We start from the raw sequence: 25708 nt of genomic DNA, 5'->3' as shown, positions 1-25708 counted from the left end.
AGTAAGACCTATTTCTTGATCTGGCTATCTCAGTTGGATTCTTCCCAAGGGCTGAATACGGATCTCTGGAATAATTTCCTGATAAGACACAACGGCAACGTCTTGAATTTCCATTTCAATGAGTTTACGTACGAATCGTCGAACATCAATGGCTGTCAAAACGACAGGAGGCTGTGCACCTGGAGGAGGAGGTGTAATGACACTTCGAAAAGCTTGTAGGATCAACTGCACAGAGTCTGGATCCAATGCAAGATAGGAACCAGCAGAGGTTTGTTTGATCGCTCCACGTACAATATCCTCGATCTCTGGGTCGAGAACATAAACAGAAATAACCGACTGTCCTTGAGAATACTTATAACTGATATATCTCTTCAGAGAGGATCTCACATATTCTGTCAAGAGAACTGTATCTTTTTCAGATTGTGCCCACTCACTCAAAGACTCCATGATAGTCCTCAGATCCTTAATGGAAACCTGCTCCTGGACCAATCTCCTAAATATTTCTGTCATCTTCTGTAGAGGGATAAGACGTGTTACCTCTTTAACAAGGTCTGGAAAAGACCTTTCTAAGAATTCCAACATCCCACGGACTTCTTGAATACCAACAAACTCCATCGTGTAGTGACGAAAGAAAATGGAAAGGTGCAAGATTAAAACTTCTAAAGGCTTCCAATGTTTGATACCTGCTTTACGTAAGATAGATTCGTATTTTCTCGGGACCCAAAGAGAGGGCATGCTAGGACCATTTTTATAAGCTTGAAAAGGCAAATTATACCTTTTTAAGGTCTCCTCCACCTCATTAGTGAGAAGATGATCAGCCACAATCCTCCCTCGAATAACTGGCACTTCATTCAACAAAATAGCATACTCTTCTTTCTCCAAACTGGGACTATCCACTCGAACATGAACACCAGGAAACCGGACACCTAATTCATGGTAAAGTGCTTGTCTCATCTTGGGAATCATGGCTTCAATAAAGCCAAAACCCTTGCCCTCTTTCTTAACTTGCAAACTTAGATAATCACCTAATTCCAAGATGACCGGAAGAGTTAAAGCGTATTGATCCCCTGTTCCCCCAATAACAGAGTGACCCTCTACATCTGTTTGAACCGCAGCCGTGTCGCCACCAGGTTCTCCTAACCCCATCAGATTTCTTTTAGCATCCACTTTCCATAAAACGTAGCTGACACCACCGAGAATAATGGAAAGGATAGAAAAGGGAGCAGCAGGGAAACCAGGGATGAGCCCCATCATGAAAGCAGCAGCAGCCGCGATCATTAAACCCTTAGGCTGCTTCAAAAGTTGATTTGAAATCTCCTTTCCCAAATTAGAATCACGATCCGTTGTGACACGTGTCGTAATGATTCCGGCTGTAATAGAAATCATAAGAGCCGGAATTTGGGAGACAAGGCCATCTCCAATAGAAAGAAGAGCAAAGGTGCTTAAAGAAGTGGCAACGTCTAAGTCCATCAGGAAGACACCGATGACAATGCCTCCGACCAAATTGATCAAAGTAATAACGATGCCAGCAATGGCATCTCCCTTAACAAACTTCATGGCACCATCCATGGCACCATACAATTGGCTCTCCTTTTGTAGTTCTAGCCTTTTAGCTCGAGCTTGTTTCGCGTCAAGAATGCCTGCTCTCATATCTGCATCGATGCTCATCTGCTTACCAGGCAAAGCATCCAATGTAAAACGAGCAGCGACCTCGGCCACGCGCTCAGCACCCTTAGTAATCACAATAAACTGAACCAAAGTGATAATGAGAAAGAGAACGAGACCTACAACGTAATTGCCCCCGACAACAAAGTTACCGAAAGCAAAAATGACGTGCCCAGCATTAGCTTCAAGAAGAATACCACGTGTCGTTGCAATGTTTAGACCAAGACGAAACAACGTTGTGATCAAAAGAAGAGAGGGAAAAACAGACAGTTCCACAGCACTAGGAACATAAATAGCTACCATCAATAAAGAAAGAGCTAAGGTGATGTTAAGGGCAATCAATGCATCCAAAAAAGCAGAGGGAATGGGAACGATGATAAGACCGAGAATAACTGTTAAACCAACGGCAAGAGCCACATCACTCGTTCTTCCGATGGACCCAACTGTCAGATCCCCGCTTAGCCAGTTTCCCATCTTTTTGAAGAAATTGCTCATAGTTCCGTTCCCTTAAGATTCTCGTCGATTAATTCTTCTTCTACTTCTTCCTCTGCCCCGCCAAGGGAAGCGACCCATTTCAAGACTTCTGCAACAGCCTCGTATGTCTCTAGAGGGATAAACTCATGCATCTCCCCTGTTTCATAGAGAGACCAAGCTAAGGGCACATTCCGGACAATAGGGATTTCAAGCTTTTTCGCCTCGAAGATAATCCATTCTGCTTCGACACCCTTTCCTTTTGCCACAACAAATGGGGCAGGCACTTTTTTGCGTTCGTAGGCCAAGGCAATGGCAATATGTGTTGGATTGGTGATAACAACCTTGGAGCCCTTTACTCCCCTTCGACCACCACCATAGGCAATCTCTCTAGCAATCTCTCGCCGCCGAGATTTGAGTTCCGGATCCCCTTCCGTATTCTTGAACTCTTGCTTTAGCTCAAATTTTTCCATCATCATTTCTTTATCAAAAAGCCTCTTCTGATAAAGATAGTCGGCCACTGCTATGGCAACAAAAAATACACCCGCTCGTACAACAACCTTCCATAAGAAAGTGTAGACAAGAAAAAACGTCGCGATCAAAGGTTGGGCGATCAACATGGGAAACATCCCACTTACTTCTAGCCAAGCCTTATAACAAATATAGAAAACAACTAATATTTTGAATGTAGACTTAAGAAGCTCAATAAGTGTGCGTATTTTAAATTTTTGTTTCAGATTATTAACTGGGTCAAACTTCTTGATGTCAAACTTAAAGATTTCGGTCGCAAACATGGGGCCGACCATCAAAAAATTGACAATGGCACCAATAGTAGCGATACCAATAGCAAAGGGCAGGCTACAAATCAAAATTTGATAGAGAGATTGAAAAATATACGGATAATGGTTCTCAATAAAAAAGGGAGAGGAGACTTTTCCCCAAAAAAACAAGCAAGTTGCTTGAAACTGGCTAAATAAAAAAGAAGACATAGCAAGGAGGAGCCCGATCGAAGCAACAAATGTAGCTGCTCCAGGAATATCTTGAGATTTAGCGACCTGCCCCTTTTTTCTTGCGTCTCGCAGCTTCTTAGGGGTTGCCTTTTCTGTCTTTTCTCCCATTGTCCCCTCTTAGCTCAGGCATCTGACCTTTAAATCTTGTGAAAAAAGAGCAGAACATCTCCTTCCAAGACAATATAGTCTCGCCCCACGTGACGCACCCTCCCATGATCTCTTGCCCCCTGCCGCCCGTTATACGCAATAAAATCGTCATAACTAACCTGCTCTGCACGAATAAAACCTTTTTGTATATCCGTGTGAATTTCTCCAGCTGCCTCTGGGGCTAAAACACCTGACCGAATGGGCCACGCTCGAGCTTCGAGCTCACCCGCAGTAAAAAAAGAAATAAGCCCTAATCTAGAAAAAGCTGCCCTGATCATCTGATCTAAGCTTGAGCGCCCTTCCAAAAATTGTTCAGAAAAAAAAAGCCGACTTTCTGGATCCAGGTCTAACATCTCCTCTTCCAAACAGGCGCAGAAGGGTAAAACGGACAGGCCCCGTTGTGCAGCATAACACTGTAAAGAGTCAATAAATGGATGGACAGAAGAGCCAGATGCGTGAAAGGCATCCTCTTGCAAATTGGCTGCAAGAATAAGCGGTTTCAGTGTCAAAAAAGGAAAGGCACCAAGCTCTTTTTTTTCTTGAGATGTCCACTCTACAGAGCGTAAAGCTGTCCCTTCTTCCAAAAGGTCTATAACATGCCTCAAAAGAGATATAGTTCCAGACATTTTGGGGTCTTGTCCTTTTCCTTTGCGTCTTTGTAATGAGTCTTGAGCCATTTTTAGATCAGCTAAGACACACTCCAAATGAATAATCTCCGCATCTTCAACTGGATCCACACGCCCCAAAACATGGATAGTATCGGGATCATCAAAGCAACGCACGACTTGAATAATCAAATCTGTCTCTCGTACATGAGATAAAAAACGATTCCCCAATCCAGCCCCTTCATGTGCACCTTGAACGAGTCCAGCTACATCTACAATCTTCATCGTAGCAGGTACAATTTTTCTGCTCTTAGCAACAGAAGCCAGCTGCTTCAATCGTGGATCAGGAACATAAACAATGCCTACATTAGGCTCTATAGTACAAAAAGGAAAGTTAGCAGATTGAGCCGAGCGGCTCTCTGTCAACACATTGAAAAGAGTCGACTTTCCCACATTTGGCAATCCAACCAAAGAGCAAGAAAGAGAGTGTCCAACCATAACCTTACCTAAAAACCTGACGTGTCTCAAAAATCATGCGAATGAGAGAGGAAAACTCTTTTTTCAACTTTTTCAGGTCCAAGTTCTTCTCAAAAAGAAATAACCCCGTAAAACACTTCGAGATAAAGAGATGGTCCCCAAAAAGATCAGACTCCATAACCAAAGGAAAAATCCAATAAGGGCCTTTCTGAGGTATCAACTCAAGAGCTGTTTTAAACTGAATATGGATAGCTTGCGTCGGAGTATTTTGATAAGACGAAGTGATAAGAGGCATAAAGAAATCTGAGCAACGCACCCGATTTCTAACGGTTTCTACATCCAAATCCCAAAGAGATGGGTCAACTGTTGGTCGACAGAGATACGGCTCACAAGTTTCGAAAAGCAGGGGATAGATCTTTTCGAATAAAAAACGGTCATGGGGGTGGAAAGATACGAGGAGGTATTTTCTCTTAGGAGGAAACTTGCGGTTTGCCTGCTTCTTCCTAGATGAAAGAGGCGGTCCTTCAACTGCAAAAGCGCACCTTTTTAACAACTGTACCATACGCAAATCAAGCCCATGAGGACAGCTAGAACAGTACAAAGCAGAACGAAGACGAGCCGCCTTCTCGTCCACTACCTTGTGAGACATAGGACCAAATAGCTTTTTGATAGCAAAACCAACAGCCTCAAGGCAGAGCTGTCGATGATCCAAAACAAAACACCCCCCCGGGCGAACGAGTGACCAGAGACGCCTGGAAAAAGTTTCAATTGCACGAGAACCCGAAGAGATACAACCTGCGGATAAACGACAAGCCCAGCGACAGAAGGGGTGATACTGCCCCACAACACACTACCTCTCCTAAACTCCCCAGTCGAATAATACAATGAAGATTACTTCACTGCACAGATTCTTTGTAAAAGAGAGGCCTTGAGCTCAAAGCTTACTTAGATAAGCCACAATATTCTCTGAGAGCTGATATTCATCCTTTGCAGCTTTCAAATTAAGACCAACCTGCCTTAGTGACCTAAGACAACCTCTGATTAACATACCGCGGTCAAAAACAACCCCAGAATTCTCTCGGATCTCCAGACAGAGCTTATCCATCCAAATAACCATTTCTAAAGGAATCGTAACCATAATCTTCGTAGCGGTCTTTTTGTCTTTAGGCAAAAGGCTTCCAGAAGCCGTCTTAGAACGCTCTTCTTTATTCTTCTCCTCTCTAGAAGAACGCAGTGAAACACCCTTCTTCCGTAACGAGACTCTCCCCCTCAACTTTTGCGCCATAGTCAGAACTCCTCTGTGATCTGCACATGCATGGTGCTCTATAAAATGAAGCACCAAAAAACTACAACGTCCAATCCTATATCGATCGAGATTAACAGCAAATCACTTTCTAAAAAATGAAAGCACTTAAAAGCAATTAATCACACCAGAAAGCATTCTGAAGACATATTACGATAATAAAAAAAGATAAATTTCTCGTAATACACAAGATTATCACAAGAAAATTAGTAATCAACCTTCTGTAAGCGCAACTGAATAGCACGAAGTCCTTCGCGATTTAGATCCTCAAGATCGAGCGCGTTTTCCTTCGAAAAAGGGCCATTCTTTTCTCTTACGAGTGAGACAAGATTGCCTCTAGTAAATACCTTTCGAGCTAAGTCCCGACCTAGAGAGCGAATGTACGTTCCCTTCGAGCATTCGACACGGAATTCTAAAAAAGAAAAAGCATAGCGAATGAGCTCAATATGATGAATATAGACACGAGCCTTCCTTGGCAAAACAAATTGACCTGCACGAGCCCAATCACTTAAACGTTTACCTTGAAACTTTTTAGCAGAAAAACAGGGCGGAAATTGTTCAATCTCCCCCAAAAAGGACTGCATTGCCTCCTCAATAGCAGAAAGAGAGGGACAATGACTAGAAAAGGCCACAGGCTCTCCAGAAGGATCTAGAGTGTCTGTCTCGTACCCGAACTCCAAAATAGCCCTATAAACCTTTCTATGGGCCATAAATGTGTTGCTTAAGCGTGTATATTTTCTTCCAATGAGAAGAACCAAAATGCCTTCTGCAAATCGATCGAGCGTGCCTGTATGACCAACTTTCGTATGGTTCGGCAACACTTTTTTTATACGAGAGACAACAGAGAAAGAGGACATCTGCACTGTCTTGTAAACAGGCAAAACCCCTTCAATAAATTCTTCCAAGCTCTAACCTGTGTAATTAGCCTGACGAAGAAGCTCTTCTAAACGAGCAGCCTCCTCAATTCTTCGGTCAGAAAAAAATTGCAAAGAAGGAAAGTAACGAAGAGTAACCAAACGTGCTGCTTCTGTACCAACAAACTTAGACATATTTTGCAACGTTCTTAATGTAACTTCCCTCTCTTCCTGAGAGCCCAAGATACTTACACCAACACGAGCCCGCCTCAAATCAGGAGAGACATCGACCTCCGTAATGGTCAAAAAAGAGGAGACCCTTGGATCGGCAACTCGATCCCGGATCACTTCACCAATAACTTCTCTAAGTAAAGAGTCTAATCTTGCTTTTCGTCGTCGCATTCCAACAAACCTTGACTCAAGTAAATGAGGTCAAATGCATGCAGCTCGTCTCCAATCTGAAAATCAGAAAAATTCTCCACAATGATCCCACACTCAAACCCTTTACTACTTTCCTTTAGGTCATCCCGTCCTGTCCGCATGGATAAGATTCGACCACTGTGTAAGGCCTTTCCTCCGCGCATAACACGAACAACTTGGTTTCTCTTCACCACACCATTTGTAATACCACAGCCAGCAATGACACCAAATTTGGAAGATTTAAAAATAGCCCGGATTTCTGCAATCCCGGAAAACTTCTCTTGGCAAGTTTTGTCTAACAGCTTCTGCATCAACTCAGTGACGGCTTCAACAGCACGATAAATGATTTGAAACACATGTATCGACACACCCAAGCTCTTAGACAGTACCTGAGCCCGGACATCAATACTCGTTTGAAAACCGACAATGACTGCTTTAGCTGCCGAAGCTAAAGAAACAAGAGATTCTCCAATCACACCAACAGTTTGATAAACAACTTCTATGTCGACCCTTTCAGAGGGGATCTGTCGCAAGGCCTGAGCAAGTGCCTCTACGGAACCATGGACATCGCCACAGAGCACAACATAAAGAGTTCTTTTGCGTATTCCCAGACCACGCTCCATAAAGGCTTCAGGAGAAATCATCAAGGGTCGCATCGAAACTTGAGTTTTCGCATGCACTTCAGTTGCCCAACGCGCTTCCTGCTCATTGGGCACAACTACGAAAGGCTCCCCCACACTTGGAGGGGAGGAAAGACCTGAAATGGAGGCGGCAAATCCAGCAGTAACTTGTTTAAGCGACTTGTTTCGATCATTTTTAATTGTACGAACCTTGCCCCAAGAAGACCCAGCGACAACAAGATCACCCTGAAAGAGGGTCCCATTTTGAATGAGAACAGTAGCTGAAGGTCCTAGTCCCAGATCCACTCGAGACTCGACAATGACACCACGGGCACGATCCTTAGGATTCGCCTTCAATTGTAATAAACTCGCCTGCAACTGAAGCAACTCCAGTAAGTCTGATACTCCTACTCCTTGATGTGCAGAGCAAACAGCTGTGACAACGGATCCGCCCCAACTTTCTGGCAGAAGATCGCGCTCTGCGAGTTGTCTGAAAACACGATCCTGATCAAAGTTCGCCTTATCCGACTTCGTTAAAACGATGACAACCGAATTCTCAGCCTCCTTAATGATACGTATAGCCTCCTCTGTTTGAGCTTTAATCCCTTCATCCCCAGCTATGACTAAAACAACAACGTCAGCAACACGTACACCGCGATCACGCATGGCACTAAAAGCCTCATGTCCAGGCGTATCTAATACTGTCAAAAAGGATCCATCTGGAATAGAGATACTAAATGCACCTATGTGCTGCGTAATCTCACCTGGCTCATGCTTGGTTAAATCAGACTGACGAATCGCATCAATAAGAGACGTCTTACCATGGTCCACATGTCCAACCACAGCAATCACGGGCGCCCTAGAGACAAGATCCTTCGGATCAGCCTGTCCTAATTCTTCAAGAATGGTTTTGCGAAAAACTTGCCCTCTTTCTAGAGCCTGAGCATTAACTTCAATGGAACAACCAAACTCATTTCCAATCAATTGAACAAGTGTCTCTTGCTCCAAAACATCGTTAGAACGCAAAACAACACCTTGCATAAACATTCTAGAAACAAGCTGAGCGGTACGCATTTTCATAGCTGCTGCTAAGCTAGCTACAGAGATAGGAAGAGCAACCTTAAGTTGTTCTGGAACAACAGGAGGGATGTCCACATCTGCTGTCTTAGGGGTGAAAGTCTTTCTCGAGTGTGATTGCTCCGAACCAGAACGAAAGGCTCCTCCCTTTCTGTTTTCACCGTGTTTACCGGAAGATCTAGAATGCGGAGCATCACCCTTAAAACCACTACCTCTCTCACGATAAGAGCCCTCCTTATTCCCAGGGAACCCAGCAACTTTGCCTTTTCCAACGAGAGGCGGATCAGAGAAATGCACAACTTCCGAAGGGGTACACTTCGAAAACAAGCTCTTGTCACGCTGTAGCGCACCCCCTGAACTAGAGGTCTTTTCCATTCTAGATGGGAACCCCCCCGTAAAACGACCCTTTGTCAGAGGAGTTGTTCTTACGGAAGGAGATTCAGAAAGGTCAGGAGCAGGAGTAACTGGAGCAACCATGTCCTTGACATGTTTTCCTGTTGGTCCCAGTTGAGCGCGAGAATGGTCCAAGCTATTAACCCAGTCAGGGACTCCACTATGAGAGCCACTTTCTTTTTCGAAACCGGGAGGTAACTTTGTCGATTGCTCCGGTAAAGTTTCTTGCTGCTTCAACCTACCCCTCGAAAAGAGAGATGGCTTTTTCTCACGACCAGAAAAAAAAGAAGACGGCCTAGCTGGCCTTTCCCCTGTGTGCCCAGAACCCGCCGTCCCTGATCCCAAACGGGAACGAGAAAAAGAATCAGATCCGGAAAACTTCGAAATGGGAGGACGACGCTGTTGTGAAGAAAGAGAATCAGAACGGACACCATCGCTCTCTTGAGTTTGTGTTGCCACAGAGGAAGAAGACACGACCCAATTCTTCTCTAAAGGAGATTCTAACTCTAAGCCTTCCGAACTTGACACACGAACAGAAGATTCTTCTTCTGCAGGAGAGCTTTCCAATGCAGGAGGTGCATTCTCACCCTCTGTACGAGCCTTGAGCTTCTTGGAGCCTGATCTTTTGCTCTTATCAGAAGCCTCTCCAGCCTCCGATAAAACGCAACAAGATGAAGGAGTGCAGCTTTCTTCAAGGGCAACAACTCCCTGCCCCTCCTGCTTGTCCTGCTTCTCCTGAAGAGCTCCCTCGATCTTCATCTTCAGACTGTCCTTCAGAGTCTCTGATATCTGCTCGGCTAATTGGGCATTCTTCACCTTCAGTTTCAAATTCTTTGCCAAAATTCCTCACCTTGTTCGTCGTTTGTTCTAGAATGCGAGAGGCCAGTTCCAAACTAATCCCCGGAATCTGAGCCAAGTCCTCCTGTCTCGCCACCAGCACTTTACGATAAGTATCGAGCCCTGCATCAATCAAGTTGTCGAGAATCAACGAACTCACACCGCTAATGGCCAATGGCTCGTCCAGTAAAGCTGACCCTCCATCAGACAACTCGCACCTTTCTGCGACAGCACGCCGACAATAGGTACTCCACTTGACAAGACCAACGCCCTGAGGCTCATTGGCTAAAGCTCCCAATAACCTGGCATTTGATCCCTTTTTGCCCAAAGCAGCCGCGTAAGAAGCGTCATCTACAACAACATAAGTTGTGCCCTCTTCCTCATACAGTCTGCGAACGATTATAGATCCGAGAGCATTTTGTAAAAACTCGCTCTTGTTAGTACTAAAGGGGAAGATTTCCACACGCTCATTCATTAATTCTCGTACTACATTGCGTATCTTCGTCCCCTTAAAACCGACACACACCTTAACAGGATCAACGGAAGAATCGAGAGAACGGACAGCGATCTTCGTCCTCAATCCTGCCTCACGAGCAATTCTTTCTACAACTACCGTCCCAGATTGTATCTCAAAGACGTTTTGTAAAAGGAGGCGATGCACAAACTCCGGACTAGACCGAGATAAAACAAGACTGGCCCCACCATCAGCAGAGTCACGCACCTCGAGCAGAAGAGCACAAACCCGATCGCCAACCTGAAAGTGATCCAAAGGCGACATGTCTTTACGGAAAAGGCAGCCCTCTACACGACCTAAATCGACAACGGCACCACCGTTGTGCAGCAATCTTTTAACAGAGCCGTGGACCAGCTTTCCAACGCAGTCCCTGTACTCTGAACAAATGACGTCGCGCTCAGCTAACCTCAAGCGTGCCATAATTGCTTGGCGGGCCCTCTGCGCTGCAATACGCCCAAAATCCTCAGGAGGAACACAAACAGAGATAAAATCTCCAATCTGAGCTTCAGGATGACTTTTCACGGCATCCTTCAATGAAATCTCCTCGTTCTTCTTGCCTACTTTTTCGACAACTTGCTTATTGGCCCAGATAGAGACTGCCCCTGTTTTGTAATCGACAGATACCTCAATATCTGGAGCATCTTGAACAGTTTTCTTTGCGGCAACAAGAAGAGACTCAGCAATGACATTCGCCACGGACTTTCTATCAAGTCCTTTCTCTCTCTCCATATACTCAAAGATAGCAATGAGATCTTTATTTGAAAGAGCCATAGAAAGAACCTTAAATATTGTTCAGCGAAAGACAACAGGAGAACGAATCCATTAACAAAAAAGAGGAGGGAAGACAAGATATCATCCCCACCTCCCTAGGAAAATCACCCCCCTTGAAGGTGTGCAGAGGAATGAGCCATCCGTTCAGCCGGCTCTAATCCTCTCAACGAAAGATGGACTTTCCTAGAATCCAAATCTAAACGAATAACCCTCGCGACCAAGCGCTCCCCCAACTCAACAGCATCCTCAACCCTTCCAATCGGACGATCACTCAGCTCATTGATATGGATTAGACCCTCACCACCTTTTTCGAGATCCAGAAAGGCTCCAAAAGAGCTCAACTTAGTGACAACACCTTCAACAAGTTGACCCAAGGCATAGAGAGCCCCTAGATCTTCATCAGACTGAGAGCCCCCCCCTTCACCATCTTTCAGGCCAAGCGTAATCTTTCGACTTTCTTTGTCGACGAATAGTACGACACACTCGACAGAGGCGCCCTTCCTCAGAACTTCAGAGGGATGATTAACACGCTTACCACCACCTATACTAGAGATATGGATCAGGCCCTCAAGACCAGGTTCAAGCTCAACAAAGGCACCATAGCTCGTCAAGCTGCGAATTTCCGCCTTTAGGACAGAGCCAACTGGATAATTGGTTTCGACGTTCTCCCAAGGATTTCTCTCCAACTGTTTCATGCTAAGAGAGATTTTGCCCTCTTCCTTATTGATGGCTAACACCACAGCATCCCGAAACTCGCCTCTCGAAACAATCTTTGAGGGATCAGCAACAGCGCTCCAAGACATCTCCGAAACGTGCACGAGTCCCTCAATTCCAGGCTCAATCTCCATGAATGCACCGTAAGATGTTGTGTTTGTCACACGACCGGTTACCTTGGTCCCAACGGGATACCTATCCTCGATCTCTTCCCAAGGACTCTTTTCGCGCTGCTTTAAACCAACCGCAACGCGGCCTCTCTCATGGTCGATGCTCAAGATCATCACTTCTAGAGTATCACCAATCTTTACCATCTCCGAAGGGTGTCGAACTCGCTTCCAGGACATATCTGTGATATGGAGGAGAACATCAATCCCATCCAGATCCAAGAAAACACCGAAATCCGTAATGTTCTTCACGACACCGGTCCGGAGAGCTCCCTCCTGGATTGTCTCCAGCATCTCGCCCCTTTTCTGAATGCGCTCCGCTTCAAGAAGCTCCCTTCTGGAAATAACGACGTTCTGCCTTTCTTGATTAATTTTGAGAATCTTGAACTCAAATGTCTTACCAACGAAAGGATCAAGCTCTTTCACCCTCTTATTATCGACCTGCGAGCCTGGAAGAAAAGCCTCGACCCCTATGTCGACCATCAGACCGCCCTTAACACGTCGAAGAACAAGTCCCTTGACAATCGATCCCTCAGAACAGTTCCTGAGAATATACTCCCATTGCCGCTGCTTCCTCGCTTTTTGTCGAGAAAGAACAATTTGACCTTTTTCATCTTCAGTTTGCTCTAAGAGGACTTCAATCTCTCCACCTACTCTGAGCTCGGAGGGATCGTAAAACTCACTAACAGAAATCAAACCCTCAGATTTAAGTCCGACATCTACAGCAACATAATCCTTCGTTAGATCAATGATCTTGCCTTTAAGAACAGCGCCAGGAGACGCGACAAGCTCTTCCGAACCGGAAACCTCCGGACCCCCATCGACCAACTCTTTGAACTCTTGCGCTTCATGAGCCAGAACATCCACGTCATCTAGGACTTCATTGGCGTCCCAATCGTTTTCGGGTTTTCGGGACATCGGCTACAATCTCCTGGGGGTAGATAGAAATAAAGCGGCATTGTACCAGTGAACCAAGTAAAGATCAATCTGAGGGAAGAAAGAGACGGAAAGAATAAGAATCCTTCCCTCGAATCGTTTTATCGCCCAATTAAGAAGGAAGTCGCTGAGAAGGCTTTATGAACACGATTAGACTGAAGGCAAGATAGAAATCGATCCACTTTTCTGCCTGAACTCCTGTCTAAGCAAGGCTAATTTACAACGCGAGCGGTGCCAGCTTATTAACTGCGTCTAGAGCAGCGACGATGTAAGCCTCAGAATAGGTTGGATAATTGAAAATTCGATCCGCAAAGAAGTCTACAGTGGCATTAAAGTGAATGGCTATTTGTCCTAAGTGGACTAGTTCTGTAGCGCGACGCCCAACAATATGGACTCCCATAATTTTACGAGTTTTTTTGCAAATAAGCATCTTTAAAAGCCCCATTTCATTGGTTTCAATCTCTCCTCTCGCCAACTCACAAAAGCGCGCATGCCCCGAGACAAAATCAATGTCTTTTTCTCTAAGAGAGACTTCTGACTCCCCAACAAAGGAAATCTCCGGAATGGTATAGATTCCGACTGGAAAAACTTCTGGAAAGGCACAGGATTCTGTTCCGAACATGTGCTGAGCAGCCAGTCTCCCTTGCTCGAAACTTGCGGCTGCCAGGGCTGGAGATCCTACGACATCCCCAACAGCATAGACATGACTAAGTGACGTGCGAAAGTACTTATCCACCTTTACAAAACCTTCTTCACATACCTCCACACCAACTTTCTCCAAACAAAGCCCTTTAGTATTTGCAACGCGACCAAGAGCGTATAGAAGAACATCTCCCGAATAAACACTCCCATCTGTGCACTTGACCTGCACCTCGTTTTCGAAACGCTCGATTTTCTCAGGGCATTTTTCTCCAATAAACTCCAGGCCAAGCCTTTGCAACTCCAGACTGAAGACCTCTCGAATCTCACGATCAAGAAAGCCAAGTAAAACATCTTTCTTATCTAGAAGAAGAACTGAGACGCCCAACACGGTAAAAAAACTGGCATACTCCGTCCCAACAATACCCGCTCCCAAAACGACTAAGCGTTTAGGTAGACTCTTCAAATCAAGAAAAGCTGTGGAGTCAAGCAAACGCTCTCCATCAAATGGCACCTCCATTGGATTGCGAGGAACAGAACCTGTCGCGAGCACAATATAGCTAGCTTTGACCTGTATGGTGACACGACCCTTATTGAGAATTTCCATGGTATAGGGATCTTTAAAACGAGCAAAACCATGTACAAAAAAGATTTGATTCCGATGAAACTGATCTCGAAGGGTCTCTCTTTGCTCTTTTTGAATATGCTCCATTCTACTTTTGACAGCGAAAAGGCTAAGTTCAGGGTTGATCCAAGAATCCGCAAATTTTCTTTCGTTACATCGTGTCAAAGTGACGATGGCTTGCCTCATTGCCTTAGATGGAATGGTGCCTGAATTTAAACACCCCCCGCCAATGTATTCGCCGGCTTCTACAACAAGAACTTTCTTCCCCAGCTTGGCACCTTGAAAAGCTGCCCTTTGTCCAGCTGGACCCGATCCAATAACGAGCAGGTCTACCTCTGTTGTCTCTACCATCTCTTAATCTAGCCCATTCTTACATGACCAAAATGCCTCGATCTTCTTTGCCATGCCACCACTCATCCTGTAAAGTTAGATTAAAATAAAAAGTTAGTACTGACCCTTCAATGAACCAAGGACGTCCCCATGAAGCAAAGAGGGCATAAAGAAACAGAAAAAGCCTGGATTGAATCCCTTTATCTTTGGAAAAAGAGAAATTTACTGGTCATTTCCTCCCCTAAAGGGAGCAAAGAGAAAGGCCTCGCCCTTGATTTACAAAAATTCCTTCAAAAAAGACTCCGACAACACCTAGAAGGTCCTGACAAATCTCCCTTCAACATGCCTCAAGACACGATGATAAGACTGGCAACCCAAGAGGACCTTTTACCACAAGAAGATTTCCTAGAACTCTATCGTATCACCTTCGGGCTACAAGAGGCGCGCGAAAACGAAGAATGGGCAAAAGAAGATGTCACCACACTACACATCATCAAAAAACAGCGAAGGTTTGCGGAAAAGACTAAAGAGATCCATCAAAGAAAAAACTGGGCACCCGTCTAGATCCTCCAAAGCTAGGCACACAAACTCACCTACCTTGAGAAAAATGTTCTTTCCCTGCTAGAGTCGGCGTGTTTTGTCCGTGTCTCGACTACGGGACTTCGATTTTTTGTTTTCTGGAGTTGTACTTAGCCTTATGTCTAGAAGAGTTTGCCAAATTACAGGCCGTGCTACCTGCTCGGGCATGTCATACAGCATGCGAGGTATCCCTAAAAAGAAAAAAGGGATTGGGCTTAAGGTTGCAGGTAAAAGCCGAAGAGTTTTCAAAGCCAATGTTCATAGGCAGCGCGTTTGGATTCCTGAACTTGGGCGTCCTGTCCTCCTTTGTGTTTCTGCAGCCGGTCTGCGCACTCTCGAGAAAGCCGGGTCTAGGAAGTTGCTCTCTCGTCTACGCAGGAATCCGAATAGGAAGAGACGCAGGAGGTAGTTATCACCAAGGTTGATCTGGGGGGCTCTTTCCCATCCGGACTAGATCCTCTGTCATGCGGATAGCCTCCTCATCTTTCAGTCTGCCACTTTGGATTTCCATCCTCATCTTCTCTCTTTGCAAAAGCCAATCTCTCTTGATGAGCTCTTTACATAGATGTTTGAAGCATTCCTTGGCCTTTTCTAGAGAATAAGCTGGATTCCCGAGTGCTTCAACCTGCTCTGCCTCTCCCTCTCCAAGCTCAAGAATTAACATAACAAGCCCCGCCTCCTTCGATCCTCGAACCTTATCTATAGCTGCTCGAACCCGTCTCCAGACTTCTATGAAAAGCATGCTCTCCTTGACAACCTCCAGTCCCTCTTTGACAAGATTGGGGTCCATCGAAAGTAAAAAAACGGCCAACTTAATAAATTCCCTTTCTAAGAGCACCCCTGAATGTTCTTCTCTATTTGATACATGGGGCAACGGGCCCTGTGTTTTTCCATAAAGAACGAGTTCAGATTTTTCTATCTGAGTTAAATCGGAAAGTTGTTGCAGAGCAGCATGAAGTAAAATGGGATCTTTCCAGGAGTCCATTAATTTTAACATGCTTTTAACCCATTTCGTTTTTTCCGCAAAAGTGGGAGGCTTTGGGAAATCTTGATGGAAAAGATAGGAGATGTAATCCAGAGGGTCATCAAAATGACTTTTCCACGCAGCAAGTCCATTTCGTAACAAAAATGTGTCTGGATCAAAACCTTGTGGTAGCTGTAAAACTCGTACATCTATCAAGTTTTGGATTAAAAGATGTCCCCATTTCTTTAAAGCTAATAGTCCAGCTTGATCTCCATCCGGAATCAAGTAAACTCTTTGAACACCCAAGTCGAGAAGGCGTTTCACGTGCATCTCAGTCAGAGAAGATCCGAGCACAGCCAAAGTATTTTCTATGCCGTTTTGAAAGAGACGCATAGCATCAAAGGGCCCTTCAACAAGATGAACAGAATGCACACGTGTAATCGCGGATCGTGCATGAGCTAAACCAAAAAAATGCTCACCTTTTTTAAATAAGGGGGAATCGGGCGTATTAACATACTTGGGAGACGACTTACCCTCCTTGAGGAGTCTGGAAGTAAAACCAACAACATGGTCTTTCCAAGTCGAAATAGGAAATACGATACGATTAGCAAAAAAAAACGATCCAGATCCTCGACATAATCCTGCTTCTTTTAAGAGAGAAAGAGAAATACCGGGAAAAAAATCTTGAGCATTTCGAGCTGGAGCAAATCCAATTTTAAATCGTATACAATCGGAGAGGTCAAAACCACGCTCCTTTCTTAGATATTCTAGAGCTTGGTGGCCTTGGTCTGTATAAAAAAGGACAGCTTGAAAAAGCTGCACAGCCTCCTGAAGACAGTCAAGAATCCTTCTATGATCATTTCCCTTCTGGTCCAGTTCTGTAGAAACAGACTGAGACAAAGGAATACCATACTTGTCCGATAGCCACTCTACCGCCTCCCGAAAAGAGTAACGCTGCACCCCCATCAAAAAAGAAATTACATCACCATGGGCGCCGCATCCAAAACAATGGTAGTGGGTACCTGCTTCATGGACGACAAAGGAAGGACTTGTTTCCTGATGAAATGGGCAAAGGGCTTTAAACAGCTTTCCTACTCGCCTACAAGCAAGATGTTCTCGAACAACTTCAATGAGATTTGCTGTTTCCTTAATACGACTCAAGCATTCTTTGCTGTACATCATGCTCCAATCTCTAAAGAGTTAAACTCAAATTAAGTATAATGTCCCGTTCCTTCGATTAGGACATTGAACTAACCTAATGATCTACTTAGATAACAATGCCACTACACCTCCCGACCCAGAGGTCTTACAGTTAGTAAGAGAAATTGAACATCAACCGCTTAACCCTTCTTCTCCGCATACTTGGGGAAGAAAAGCAAAAGAGCTCTTGCTGCTCTCCAGAAAAAAAGTACAATCCTGTCTAGGAGTACAAGAGGGTTTAACTGTATTTTGTTCAAGTGGGACGGAAGCAATCAACCTTGCCATTCGGGGGCTATTACAAGAACACCCCGGACATGTTATCACATCTGCATGCGAACACCCATCCGTTCTTAAAACATTAGAAAGCCTCCAATCGAATCAAAATCGCTTGACTGTTGTACAACCAGGGGCTCTCGGTATACTTACTGTCGAGCACATCTTGGAACATGCCAGAGAAGACACACGATTAATTGTTTCCTCGTCTGCAAACCACGAAACAGGCTTATTAACCGATCTGAAATCTCTCGCAGATCTAACACAAAAAAAAGGCTACCTCTTAGTGGTTGATGCCACAGCTCACTGGGGAAGGTTCCCTTTTACTTTTCATCCCGGAATCAACGCCCTCTGCTTAAGCGGGCATAAACTGCATTCCATTAAGGGAGCTGCTCTTTGTCACTTTCATGGAGTTTCTCCGAAAGCTATTTTGACCGGAGGCGGGCAAGAGATGGGACTGCGCTCTGGAACAGAGAATATTGTAGCTATTGCGGCTATGGCAAAAGCCATGGATATTTGCTCCTTAAATATGAAAGATATCGTCACAAACCTAAATAACCTTTCTCTCGAAACACGAAATTTATTAGAGGAATTTATTCCAAATCTCCTGTGGAACGGAACTGGTCCAAAACTGCCTCATACTCTCAATTTCTCCCTCCCGAACTTGGATGCAGATGTAACAGTTTTTCAATTAGATATGGAAGGTATTGCCGTTGGATTCGGATCCGCTTGTAATTTCAACGTAAGGACACCCTCCCAAGTTCTTCTTGGAATGGGATACGATTTAAATCGAGTCAACCGTTCCATCCGGGTGTCATTCAGTCGAATGAATACACTCGAAGAAGTTCGACAACTTTGCAAAACATTAAGGAAGATTCAATTCAACACAATAGCGCATTAGCTATGCTTCCGATCTACCTCTATACAACGAAGAAAAATTGTTTTTGCGCCCAGAGACTTACTCATTTCAATCACAGTTAATTCGATTCGACTGTGCTCAAAGTAATAAGAGTCTCCCATCTTGGGTGCTCTCCCCAATCTTTCCTGCAAAAGCTCATTAAGCGTAGACTCCTGCTTCGCCTCAAGGATAGAAATAGAAAACTCACGCTGCAATTGATTCACCTGCATAGAACCTGAAATTGTCTTCTCAACTGAGTAGGCCCCACTTTCCCTATATCTAGTGGAGACATCTCCAAAAAATTCTTCAAAAAAATTTTTCAGAGACGACCAACCTACTATTTTGTCCTGCCTGTCAGAAATAAGAAAAAAAGGTGTCTTTTGTTTCAAAAAATGGCTAAGTTCAAAGGAAGTAGAAAAGGGATTATATGACCCTAAAATGATCCTACTTTTTTCTAAATCGTCAAAGGCAACGCCTTCTGAAGGTAGACCGAGGAGGGCTTGTGCAGGAAAAAGAAAACGAGGCGCCCGTTCACTTGGAGAAAAACAGAGAAGAAACGGAGCCGAAGTCACCTTAAAGAGCTTTTTAGCTATTTCTGCAGAGTACATTTTCCCAAATAGGAAGGGAATATTATGTAATGACTTTGCTAAAGCTTTCATTTCCATTTTTCTAAGCTGAGCAAAAGTCTTAGTCTCAAAACGCAAAATGCCCTGAGAAGACATAACTTGGATAAGCTGGGAGTTTTCTCGAAGGGCCAAAAGAATATCCTCACGCTGCAACAAAACACGTTCATCTTCTCGACCCTTTACGCGAAGAACGTGAAAGATGCATTTAATCACTTTTTCCATCAAATAAGAAAAAGGTAGGATTAAATACTGAAGAGGGACAAGAAAAACAACACCAAATCTAGCGATATGATGCGGAAACCTTCTGCCTAAAAAGAGAGGAACCAATTCAGCAAAAACAACGACAATTGGAATATATAAAAAAGGAACAAGATGAACAGGAACACCTAATCCTTCAAAGGCATTCCTAAAACATTCTGACCCAAAATGAAGAGCGAACTCAATAACGACAAGAGTCGTAGTGAACAAGGCCTGAGGAGAACGAATAAAACGATAAACAGCTTGAGCACGAACGTCTTTTTTATAAATTTGATAGTTTAACAGCAAAGGGTCATAAGAGACGATCGCTACTTCTTGCATAGAGAAGAATCCTTCTAAAGCAAGCATTGAAATTGTTAGAATGATCCAGTTAACAGTTAACACTGTCGTTCCCCTTTACTATTTCTTTCCAAGAATTGGATATAAAGATGTTTGAGGAGGCAATTCTCCACAGAGAGTATATGGATACGCAAACCGTCTAATTCAATGACAGAACCAGGTAATAGCAATTCACGACACTGGGCAACAATCCACCCACCTAAGGTAGCTTGTCCGCACCGAGCGGATATTGTTATACGACTAAGCCGTTGAAAGTTCTCCAAGTCCATTCGGCCACTTGCAATCACTCCTGCGTCACCAATTTGCTTAAAAAAGCTCGGAATATGATCTGGAACAGGATCTGCCTTCCCCCAAATAGCCCGCATAATAATTGGTAAAGAAACAACGCCATTAACACCACCGAATTCATTGACCAAAAAGATTTGTTTGCTGTAGTTCTTCCCCAGAGAATTTAGTATAGAAATGAGTGAGCTTGTTTCTGGAATGAAACAAGGTCTCTCAAGAAAACGACGTACTTGGCTTAGTGTAAGCTCATTTTCAGAAAGAGCTTGTTGCACATTTAAAATTCCCACAACATTAGCAGGATGCCCCGAAATAACAGGGAGTTCATTCCCAGAAAAAGAAGCCAACACTCTGCGTAAATTCTCTAAGGACGTCTCCAAATCAAAATAAGTCAGCTCGTGTGTCGGTCGAGCGACCTCACGTACTTGCAACCTTGCTAGACGTAAATAACCCTGAAGCAGATTTTTCTCTTCTTGTGAAATGAGGTTCACATCTTGAGATGGGTCAACAGCATCAATTTGCTCTTCCAAAGAAGGCATACTGAAGTCTCTTATAAAGAAGGAGAAATATGCTGTCAGAAGATTAGCAATTGAGACAGCAATTTTTCTTGGATAGGACAGTCCCTGATGGATCCGTAAAAACAGCAACACAGTGGAACGTGCAACGGATATACTACGTTCAAGCGCAAAAACCTTTGGAACAATTTCTGTAAAAACAGCACTCAAAAACATCGGAATTGCAACCCTGAGCCAAGGATATGAAGAGTCTCTTAGTAAATAAGAAACTAAATTTTGACATAATATGCCCCCCATACTCCCTAAAAGCAGAACCGTCACAAGCACACTTTCAGGATCACGCATGAGATTGGAAACAGCAGCTAGGCGCGTGTCTTTCCCCAAATGAAACAGCTTTAACTGGGCACGAGAGAAAGAAAAGAAGGAAGCAAGGCATAAGGAAGAAAGAGCATGAACTCCAAGACAGAAAACGAGCAGGAAGATGACAGCAAAAAAGCCAATCATAACAGAGAGAACCTACTGCTCATCCAGCCAAATCGCAGTCTTATAGAGACCAGACAGTGGACAAAGAAGAAAAAAAACCGGAAAGAATACCCCGACCCCTCTTGAAACGAACCTCGGCTGCTATCTTTCGACCCTGACCCCGATCCGATTAGAAGCCCGGAGAACCTTCCGGCACCCCGGCATTGTATGGAATACACAACTGATCTAGCAAACAAAAAATTAACGAAGAACATCGGAACCTGATTCGCTTCTATCAGAACAATATGCCAACTCTTACCCAACTTAGGGATGCTTACTTGCTTTGGACAGGTTTGACCATTGTCTTTTTCCTTCTTGGACTAGCATCCTCGTCTTGTTTCGACTTGTGTACGAACATTGGCCTCTCTCTCATAACATTCCATTTATTAAACAAATCCCTAAATTTATTCTTTCCAAAAAAGATAAAATATCTGTTCTACTTTCTACTTTTCCTCTTATTTCTACACCACACGTCCACAACTCTGTCTTCCCACAAGAACGCTCCTAAAGAGCTGCCCTTGGGGGAAGGAAGCGAACTATCCTGCCTTTTTTTTCCAAAAGAAGCACATCTAACCCACAAAAAGGGACTTTGGAGGGTAGAAGGGTGGATTTACCTGCCTGATTCAAAAGGCCACAGATTTTGGACAAGATGTGTGCTGCCTAATGAAAAGATTTTAAATCTCCCAAATCAAGCAGGACCTTGGAGACTAAGCGGAAAATTTTATAGGTCTTTCCTCGATCAAATTCGTGTCGATCCTAAAACACTCTCCCTGCAACCTACAGAAGTCTCCTCTTTGATAACGATCTTCTTCACCCGATGGGCCATAGCAAGATGTCTATGGATGGAGAGAGTAGAACAACATCTGCAAAAAGCGTGTCCATCCTTAAAAATTTCTTGCCTTATTGAAACTTTTTTATTTGGAAAAACTCCACAACAAAACATGAAGCGCCTTTTCGCTTTTGCCGGACTGAGCCATATCCTTGTTGTCTCCGGGTTGCACTTCTCTTGTGTTGTACAATCTTTCCATTTCTTTTTTCGCATCATCCCTTATTGTCCGCTTCGTTTTCTTCTTCAGTTTCTTTTTTATACTCTTTACTTTTTTCTCATCGGACCAAGAGCCCCAGCCTTAAGAGCCTTTCTATCAGCCCTACTCTCCTCCTATGCAAAAATAATTGAGCACCCACCCAACGAGTTTCAAGTCTATGGATTTACTCTGACCTGCTCTGCCTGTTTAGATCCTTGCTCTGTTCTTTCCCTTTCTTACCAATTTAGCTACTTAGCAGTGGGAAGTTTGCTTCTTTTTCGCACGCTTTATCGATCACCCCCCTCTGGTTCATCTAAGTTCAAAAGAGTCATGCATCGGCTAGAAGAAAAGGGTGCCCAGAACCTCTGGATCACTTTAGTTCTTCTTCCACTACAGACCACCTTTTGGGGGACTTTTCCCTCCTTAGCTCCGATCATAGGAATCCTTTTCAATGACCTTATGACTTGGATCATTCAACTAGCCGGAATTGGTGTATTACTGAGCACTATTTCCCCTCTTTGGGCTTCAAAACTCTTCTTCTCTTTCCTTGGTGTGGTTCTTGATGCAGCCATTGAGCTTCTATGGTGGGCAGAGCTCAACTTATACCAAATAGAACTACCTGTTCTTTTTAAAAACAATCTTCTCATATTTTCCAAGTGTTGTTTCGCTGCTTTATTGCTTATAGGAGACCGAGAGTCCAAAAGACATCACCTTCTCTTTCTGTGCAAACATTTGACACAAAGAAATACACAACCTAGAATGCCTGCCCGTTTTGGAAAGTAAAATTATACAGAGTCAATGTGAGAAATTCATCTTTCTTGAAGTGTTTTGGGACCTATTTGCTTTTTGCTGTTTGTCCCTTATTCTGCTACTCAACTTGTGAGGAATGTTACGGAGAGGCCCCTCTCGGGAGATGTGTCCAAAAAGACTTCTTATTTTTTTCAACGGACGTTGACTTGAATAGGTCGAATACATCCTCAGACGTCGTCCCCATCATGGGGACCCAGTTTATTGAGGTGAGCACGACTCCAAGAGGGCCTTCGGGACAATCTGGCCAATTTGGCGTGGTCTCTGTGGGCCTCAGTGGCCATGTCAATCTAAACGTGTCCCTCTTTGGCTCATGCCACATTTTATTTGAACCCTATCGGTGTCACGTTTGCCTAGGAGCCCCCAGTTTTATTGCCGGAGGATCTTATTCTCTCCCTTTCGGTAGTCCCCAGCAATATTTTCTTTGCTTCTGTGAAGGTGTCTGGGGCTACTATTCCGAAGACCATCGGGACGGCTATCTTCAACCCCTGGGATTTAATATCGGGTTACTGGGCGTGAAGGAATGTTGTAAGGGCTTGGATGTAGGCTTGGCTTGCGGATTCTATCGAAGGACACCAAGAGATTTAGCCTTGCGCCCCTCTTTTTCACCTGGACCTGTCTTCTACTGTTCGCCAGAAATCTCTTGTCATCTCGACCGATATGCAACATTGGGTTCTCGTTGTGGTCTTTATTTCAAACAACAAGATGCCCTTTGGAAGGAAGAAACATGTTTCATTATCCCGAAGGCACTAACCATGAGATGGGAATTCTTTTACCAAATTGACTTAGGAGATGATCTGACTGTTAGACTATCCTATGTCCGATCAAGTCACTCAACCAAATTTGGTAATGCTGCACTAGGTATCAATCTAAAAGTGTAACTGCCTCCAATTGCTTTTTCTCTACTGATTTGGATACACCCCCCACTAAAAGAAGACGTTATGAAATATCGATTCCTTCTGCCCCTGCTTTTGATTTCTCTCTTTTCCCCAATGGTTCTGCGCAAAACCTACAAGGGTTATTTATTAACTGGCTCGAGTTTGCAGCCTTTGACTCGACAAGAAATGGAAAGGGTACATGGTACCTTCCTTGACTTTTCTTATGAAAAGAGGTGTTGGGTCAAGAATGTTATGAGTGGTGTCATGATCCATCTTATTGGTTCTTTGATCGACGCACTTGGACAACAAGCTAAAATCTACATGAAGAGAGAAAAAGTCAGACAAGAAAGAGAGATAGTCCAACAGGAGAAGAAGGCCCTGGAAATAGAGTTGGAAGAAATGCGCAAAATGATGAAAGAGAAGAAAAAACTCGAAAAGGATGTTTACTTTCTTCGAAATCTCTAATTTTTCGTAAATTAGCTTGTCTTTGTTCAAGGCTTTTAGTTAAAATTGGCCACTCCTTTTCGTTTTGAAACTCGAATTCGATCTAAATTATCTCTAGTTGGGCGATTTCATCTTCTATGTTTGGCAGTGCGTTACGTTGTTTCTCTTTTTGTCTCTCCTTTTTCGCTGTTCAGGCGATGGCGTTGCCTGTGAGCTTGCATTTTTTTAAGCAGTCAACTTCGCTTACCCTCTTGGCAAGGAGCGAGGATCTTCCAGAAGAGGGTTCGGATTGCTTGCTCTCTTGCTCCTACAGTGCTTCTGCTTATCTGAGTGATCACTGGACAACAAGCTGCGACTTTTCGTTCTTAACCGGAAAGACCGTAACTGCTCCCATTTTGGGAATAGGAGGAGGTATAAATCGGCAAGTTGTTCCAGAAGGCATGACTCCTTCTTTGTCTATTTCCTGTTACTCCTCCTTTGTGGAGATCGACTCAGGAGGTGGCCTCCTTTCTTTTCTTCCCTCTTTTTCTGTTGGAGCTACGGGCAGAAAAACAATGGATCCTATAGCTATTGAATGCTCTTTAGGGGGGCAGTTTTTCTTACCACAAAACGTGCAAGATCGTACCCTCCAAAGAGGAATCCTACTTTTCTTCGAACCGACCTGTTTTTTCTGGGCAACACCTGACCTTGCTTCTTTTGTAAGCACAAAGTGGAAGATTAAGTGCTCCGACTCGCTCGGAAACAAAAGAGTTGCCCCCTCTAGACTTCAAACTGAGTTGGCCGTTGGAGTAAGATATACCGGTCTAGAAGACCAGGTTTTCGGCTTCGAGACAGGATTTACAACATTGGATCCCAAGCAAGCTTTTATGACCCTTCAGGTGGCTTGGAAGACAAATTTTTAAATTAGATAATGGCTTTGAAATAACAGCAAGTATAAGGGGGAGACTCTCGATACAATGCATCGATCCTTGCTCAGAAGATGGGCTTTAGCTTTCTTCAGTTTAAGTGCCCTTCTGGCCTTAAGGTCTGAGCCTGTCCAACAATCACCCTACAAGGAAGCACAACAAGTTCAAGGTTCTTTCTTTTCGACCTTCTTTTCGGACGGGATCTTTTCTTTCCTAAGAAATCAAGTTCAAAAATGGGATAAAAGGGTTGAAGATCATTTTCATTCTGATGATCTGGTCATCACATCAGATCAGCAAAGACTTGATGATCTTTGTGCAGAAATTCAACTTTTGAACAAGGAAAAATCAAAACTTAAACAACAAAGAAAATTTGACTCCAAGTCTTAATAGGATTTTGGAAACTAACGTGACATTTCGAACGAAATCTCCTCATTGAACCTACAAAGAGTAAGGGACTCCTTATGCACTTATCAAACCTAAAAACAGCAATGTTTAGAACTTGTCTCACACTTATGTGTCCTTCTGTTCTACTTGCTGGTTCACCCCAACCATACGAACTTGATCAAGGGATAAACGATCTTCCGGACGGAAGGCTCTGCAAAATCCTTTCGACAGTTG

22 protein-coding genes are annotated in these 25708 nt (G+C 44.0%); 8 read left to right on the top strand and 14 right to left on the bottom strand.

Annotated features, from left to right (window positions below; genetic code table 11):
• Window positions 1–24: 24 nt before the first annotated feature.
• The 11 genes from sctV to sthA all read right to left on the bottom strand — a co-directional run bounded on the left by sctV (window position 25) and on the right by sthA (window position 14596).
• On the bottom strand, window positions 25–2160 hold the full coding sequence (sctV, locus tag HAT2_RS02170; protein ID WP_114544388.1) for a type III secretion system export apparatus subunit SctV: 2136 nt from the start codon (window positions 2158–2160) through the stop codon (window positions 25–27).
• Window positions 2157–3254 carry a type III secretion system export apparatus subunit SctU gene (gene sctU / locus HAT2_RS02165; protein ID WP_114544387.1) on the bottom strand — a complete coding sequence of 366 codons (1098 nt, stop codon included), beginning with the start codon at window positions 3252–3254 and terminating at the stop codon, window positions 2157–2159. The genes sctV and sctU overlap by 4 nt, the downstream gene beginning before the upstream one ends.
• 29 nt (window positions 3255–3283) lie before the next feature.
• Window positions 3284–4396, bottom strand: a complete 1113-nt coding sequence (gene ychF, locus HAT2_RS02160; protein WP_114544386.1) for a redox-regulated ATPase YchF — start codon at window positions 4394–4396, stop codon at window positions 3284–3286.
• A gap of 4 nt (window positions 4397–4400) precedes the next feature.
• Window positions 4401–5219 carry a hypothetical protein gene (locus HAT2_RS02155; protein WP_114544385.1) on the bottom strand — a complete coding sequence of 273 codons (819 nt, stop codon included), beginning with the start codon at window positions 5217–5219 and terminating at the stop codon, window positions 4401–4403.
• 90 nt (window positions 5220–5309) lie between these two features.
• On the bottom strand, window positions 5310–5660 hold the full coding sequence (locus HAT2_RS02150; protein WP_114544384.1) for a hypothetical protein: 351 nt from the start codon (window positions 5658–5660) through the stop codon (window positions 5310–5312).
• 224 nt (window positions 5661–5884) lie between these two features.
• Window positions 5885–6559: a tRNA pseudouridine(55) synthase TruB gene (gene truB / locus HAT2_RS02145; protein ID WP_281268482.1), complete on the bottom strand. Its 675-nt coding sequence runs from the start codon at window positions 6557–6559 to the stop codon at window positions 5885–5887.
• A 27-nt stretch (window positions 6560–6586) separates the two neighbouring features.
• Window positions 6587–6934 (bottom strand): 30S ribosome-binding factor RbfA, encoded by a 348-nt coding sequence (rbfA, locus tag HAT2_RS02140; RefSeq protein ID WP_114544382.1) that lies wholly within the window; start codon window positions 6932–6934, stop codon window positions 6587–6589.
• Entirely contained in the window at window positions 6910–9801 is a 2892-nt protein-coding gene (gene infB, locus HAT2_RS02135) for a translation initiation factor IF-2 (RefSeq protein WP_114544381.1), read from the bottom strand. Before infB ends, rbfA begins: the two co-directional genes overlap by 25 nt.
• Window positions 9734–11164 (bottom strand): transcription termination factor NusA, encoded by a 1431-nt coding sequence (gene nusA, locus HAT2_RS02130; RefSeq protein WP_114544380.1) that lies wholly within the window; start codon window positions 11162–11164, stop codon window positions 9734–9736. Before nusA ends, infB begins: the two co-directional genes overlap by 68 nt.
• A gap of 104 nt (window positions 11165–11268) precedes the next feature.
• Window positions 11269–12963, bottom strand: coding sequence for a 30S ribosomal protein S1 (locus HAT2_RS02125; RefSeq protein WP_114544379.1), 1695 nt, complete (start codon window positions 12961–12963; stop codon window positions 11269–11271).
• A 235-nt stretch (window positions 12964–13198) separates the two neighbouring features.
• The gene (gene sthA / locus HAT2_RS02120; protein WP_114544378.1) at window positions 13199–14596 is read right to left on the bottom strand and encodes a Si-specific NAD(P)(+) transhydrogenase; all 1398 of its coding nucleotides are present in this window, start codon (window positions 14594–14596) and stop codon (window positions 13199–13201) included.
• A 129-nt stretch (window positions 14597–14725) separates the two neighbouring features.
• Between sthA and HAT2_RS02115 the strand changes: the two genes are divergently transcribed.
• Both HAT2_RS02115 and rpmB read left to right on the top strand, forming a co-directional pair.
• Window positions 14726–15139: a hypothetical protein gene (locus tag HAT2_RS02115; protein ID WP_114544377.1), complete on the top strand. Its 414-nt coding sequence runs from the start codon at window positions 14726–14728 to the stop codon at window positions 15137–15139.
• A gap of 79 nt (window positions 15140–15218) precedes the next feature.
• Window positions 15219–15563, top strand: coding sequence for a 50S ribosomal protein L28 (gene rpmB, locus HAT2_RS02110; protein WP_181860315.1), 345 nt, complete (start codon window positions 15219–15221; stop codon window positions 15561–15563).
• Between the two features lie 3 nt (window positions 15564–15566).
• On the opposite strand, the gene dnaG is transcribed toward rpmB, so the two are convergent.
• Window positions 15567–17300: a DNA primase gene (gene dnaG / locus HAT2_RS02105; protein ID WP_114544375.1), complete on the bottom strand. Its 1734-nt coding sequence runs from the start codon at window positions 17298–17300 to the stop codon at window positions 15567–15569.
• A 76-nt stretch (window positions 17301–17376) separates the two neighbouring features.
• Between dnaG and HAT2_RS02100 the strand changes: the two genes are divergently transcribed.
• Window positions 17377–18492, top strand: a complete 1116-nt coding sequence (locus tag HAT2_RS02100; RefSeq protein ID WP_114544374.1) for a cysteine desulfurase family protein — start codon at window positions 17377–17379, stop codon at window positions 18490–18492.
• Here the strand turns inward: HAT2_RS02100 and HAT2_RS02095 are convergent.
• Window positions 18489–19757, bottom strand: a complete 1269-nt coding sequence (locus tag HAT2_RS02095) for a CNNM domain-containing protein (protein WP_114544373.1) — start codon at window positions 19755–19757, stop codon at window positions 18489–18491. The genes HAT2_RS02100 and HAT2_RS02095 overlap by 4 nt on opposite strands.
• Window positions 19751–21013 carry a CNNM domain-containing protein gene (locus HAT2_RS02090; RefSeq protein WP_114544372.1) on the bottom strand — a complete coding sequence of 421 codons (1263 nt, stop codon included), beginning with the start codon at window positions 21011–21013 and terminating at the stop codon, window positions 19751–19753. The genes HAT2_RS02095 and HAT2_RS02090 overlap by 7 nt, the downstream gene beginning before the upstream one ends.
• Before the next feature lie 671 nt (window positions 21014–21684).
• Between HAT2_RS02090 and HAT2_RS02085 the strand changes: the two genes are divergently transcribed.
• The 5 genes from HAT2_RS02085 to HAT2_RS02065 all read left to right on the top strand — a co-directional run bounded on the left by HAT2_RS02085 (window position 21685) and on the right by HAT2_RS02065 (window position 25477).
• The gene (locus HAT2_RS02085; RefSeq protein ID WP_181860313.1) at window positions 21685–22839 is read left to right on the top strand and encodes a ComEC/Rec2 family competence protein; all 1155 of its coding nucleotides are present in this window, start codon (window positions 21685–21687) and stop codon (window positions 22837–22839) included.
• Window positions 22840–23012: 173 nt separating this feature from the next.
• On the top strand, window positions 23013–23744 hold the full coding sequence (locus tag HAT2_RS02080) for a hypothetical protein (RefSeq protein WP_147267489.1): 732 nt from the start codon (window positions 23013–23015) through the stop codon (window positions 23742–23744).
• A gap of 60 nt (window positions 23745–23804) precedes the next feature.
• Entirely contained in the window at window positions 23805–24206 is a 402-nt protein-coding gene (locus HAT2_RS02075; protein WP_114544369.1) for a hypothetical protein, read from the top strand.
• A gap of 176 nt (window positions 24207–24382) precedes the next feature.
• Window positions 24383–25087: a hypothetical protein gene (locus HAT2_RS02070; protein ID WP_220253873.1), complete on the top strand. Its 705-nt coding sequence runs from the start codon at window positions 24383–24385 to the stop codon at window positions 25085–25087.
• 54 nt (window positions 25088–25141) lie between these two features.
• Window positions 25142–25477: a hypothetical protein gene (locus HAT2_RS02065; RefSeq protein WP_114544367.1), complete on the top strand. Its 336-nt coding sequence runs from the start codon at window positions 25142–25144 to the stop codon at window positions 25475–25477.
• Window positions 25478–25708: the final 231 nt, after the last annotated feature.

The sequence above is a fragment of the Candidatus Similichlamydia laticola genome (assembly GCF_003339615.1).
In the GTDB taxonomy this organism is placed as follows: Bacteria; Chlamydiota; Chlamydiia; order Chlamydiales; family Parilichlamydiaceae; genus Similichlamydia; species Similichlamydia laticola.
The sequence above is the reverse complement of the archived record's forward strand: the minus strand, read 5'-3'. Positions and strand labels throughout refer to the sequence as shown.

Coding starts and splice junctions, on each gene's coding strand:
- sctV (WP_114544388.1), bottom strand. CDS start 2,160: ATGAGCAATTTCTTCAAAAAGATGGGAAACTGGCTAAGCGGGGATCTG.
- sctU (WP_114544387.1), bottom strand. CDS start 3,254: ATGGGAGAAAAGACAGAAAAGGCAACCCCTAAGAAGCTGCGAGACGCA.
- ychF (WP_114544386.1), bottom strand. CDS start 4,396: ATGGTTGGACACTCTCTTTCTTGCTCTTTGGTTGGATTGCCAAATGTG.
- HAT2_RS02150 (WP_114544384.1), bottom strand. CDS start 5,660: ATGGCGCAAAAGTTGAGGGGGAGAGTCTCGTTACGGAAGAAGGGTGTT.
- rbfA (WP_114544382.1), bottom strand. CDS start 6,934: ATGCGACGACGAAAAGCAAGATTAGACTCTTTACTTAGAGAAGTTATT.
- infB (WP_114544381.1), bottom strand. CDS start 9,801: ATGAAGATCGAGGGAGCTCTTCAGGAGAAGCAGGACAAGCAGGAGGGG.
- nusA (WP_114544380.1), bottom strand. CDS start 11,164: ATGGCTCTTTCAAATAAAGATCTCATTGCTATCTTTGAGTATATGGAG.
- HAT2_RS02125 (WP_114544379.1), bottom strand. CDS start 12,963: ATGTCCCGAAAACCCGAAAACGATTGGGACGCCAATGAAGTCCTAGAT.
- sthA (WP_114544378.1), bottom strand. CDS start 14,596: ATGGTAGAGACAACAGAGGTAGACCTGCTCGTTATTGGATCGGGTCCA.
- HAT2_RS02115 (WP_114544377.1), top strand. CDS start 14,726: ATGAAGCAAAGAGGGCATAAAGAAACAGAAAAAGCCTGGATTGAATCC.
- dnaG (WP_114544375.1), bottom strand. CDS start 17,300: ATGATGTACAGCAAAGAATGCTTGAGTCGTATTAAGGAAACAGCAAAT.
- HAT2_RS02100 (WP_114544374.1), top strand. CDS start 17,377: ATGATCTACTTAGATAACAATGCCACTACACCTCCCGACCCAGAGGTC.
- HAT2_RS02090 (WP_114544372.1), bottom strand. CDS start 21,013: ATGATTGGCTTTTTTGCTGTCATCTTCCTGCTCGTTTTCTGTCTTGGA.
- HAT2_RS02075 (WP_114544369.1), top strand. CDS start 23,805: ATGAAATATCGATTCCTTCTGCCCCTGCTTTTGATTTCTCTCTTTTCC.
- HAT2_RS02070 (WP_220253873.1), top strand. CDS start 24,383: ATGGCGTTGCCTGTGAGCTTGCATTTTTTTAAGCAGTCAACTTCGCTT.
- HAT2_RS02065 (WP_114544367.1), top strand. CDS start 25,142: ATGCATCGATCCTTGCTCAGAAGATGGGCTTTAGCTTTCTTCAGTTTA.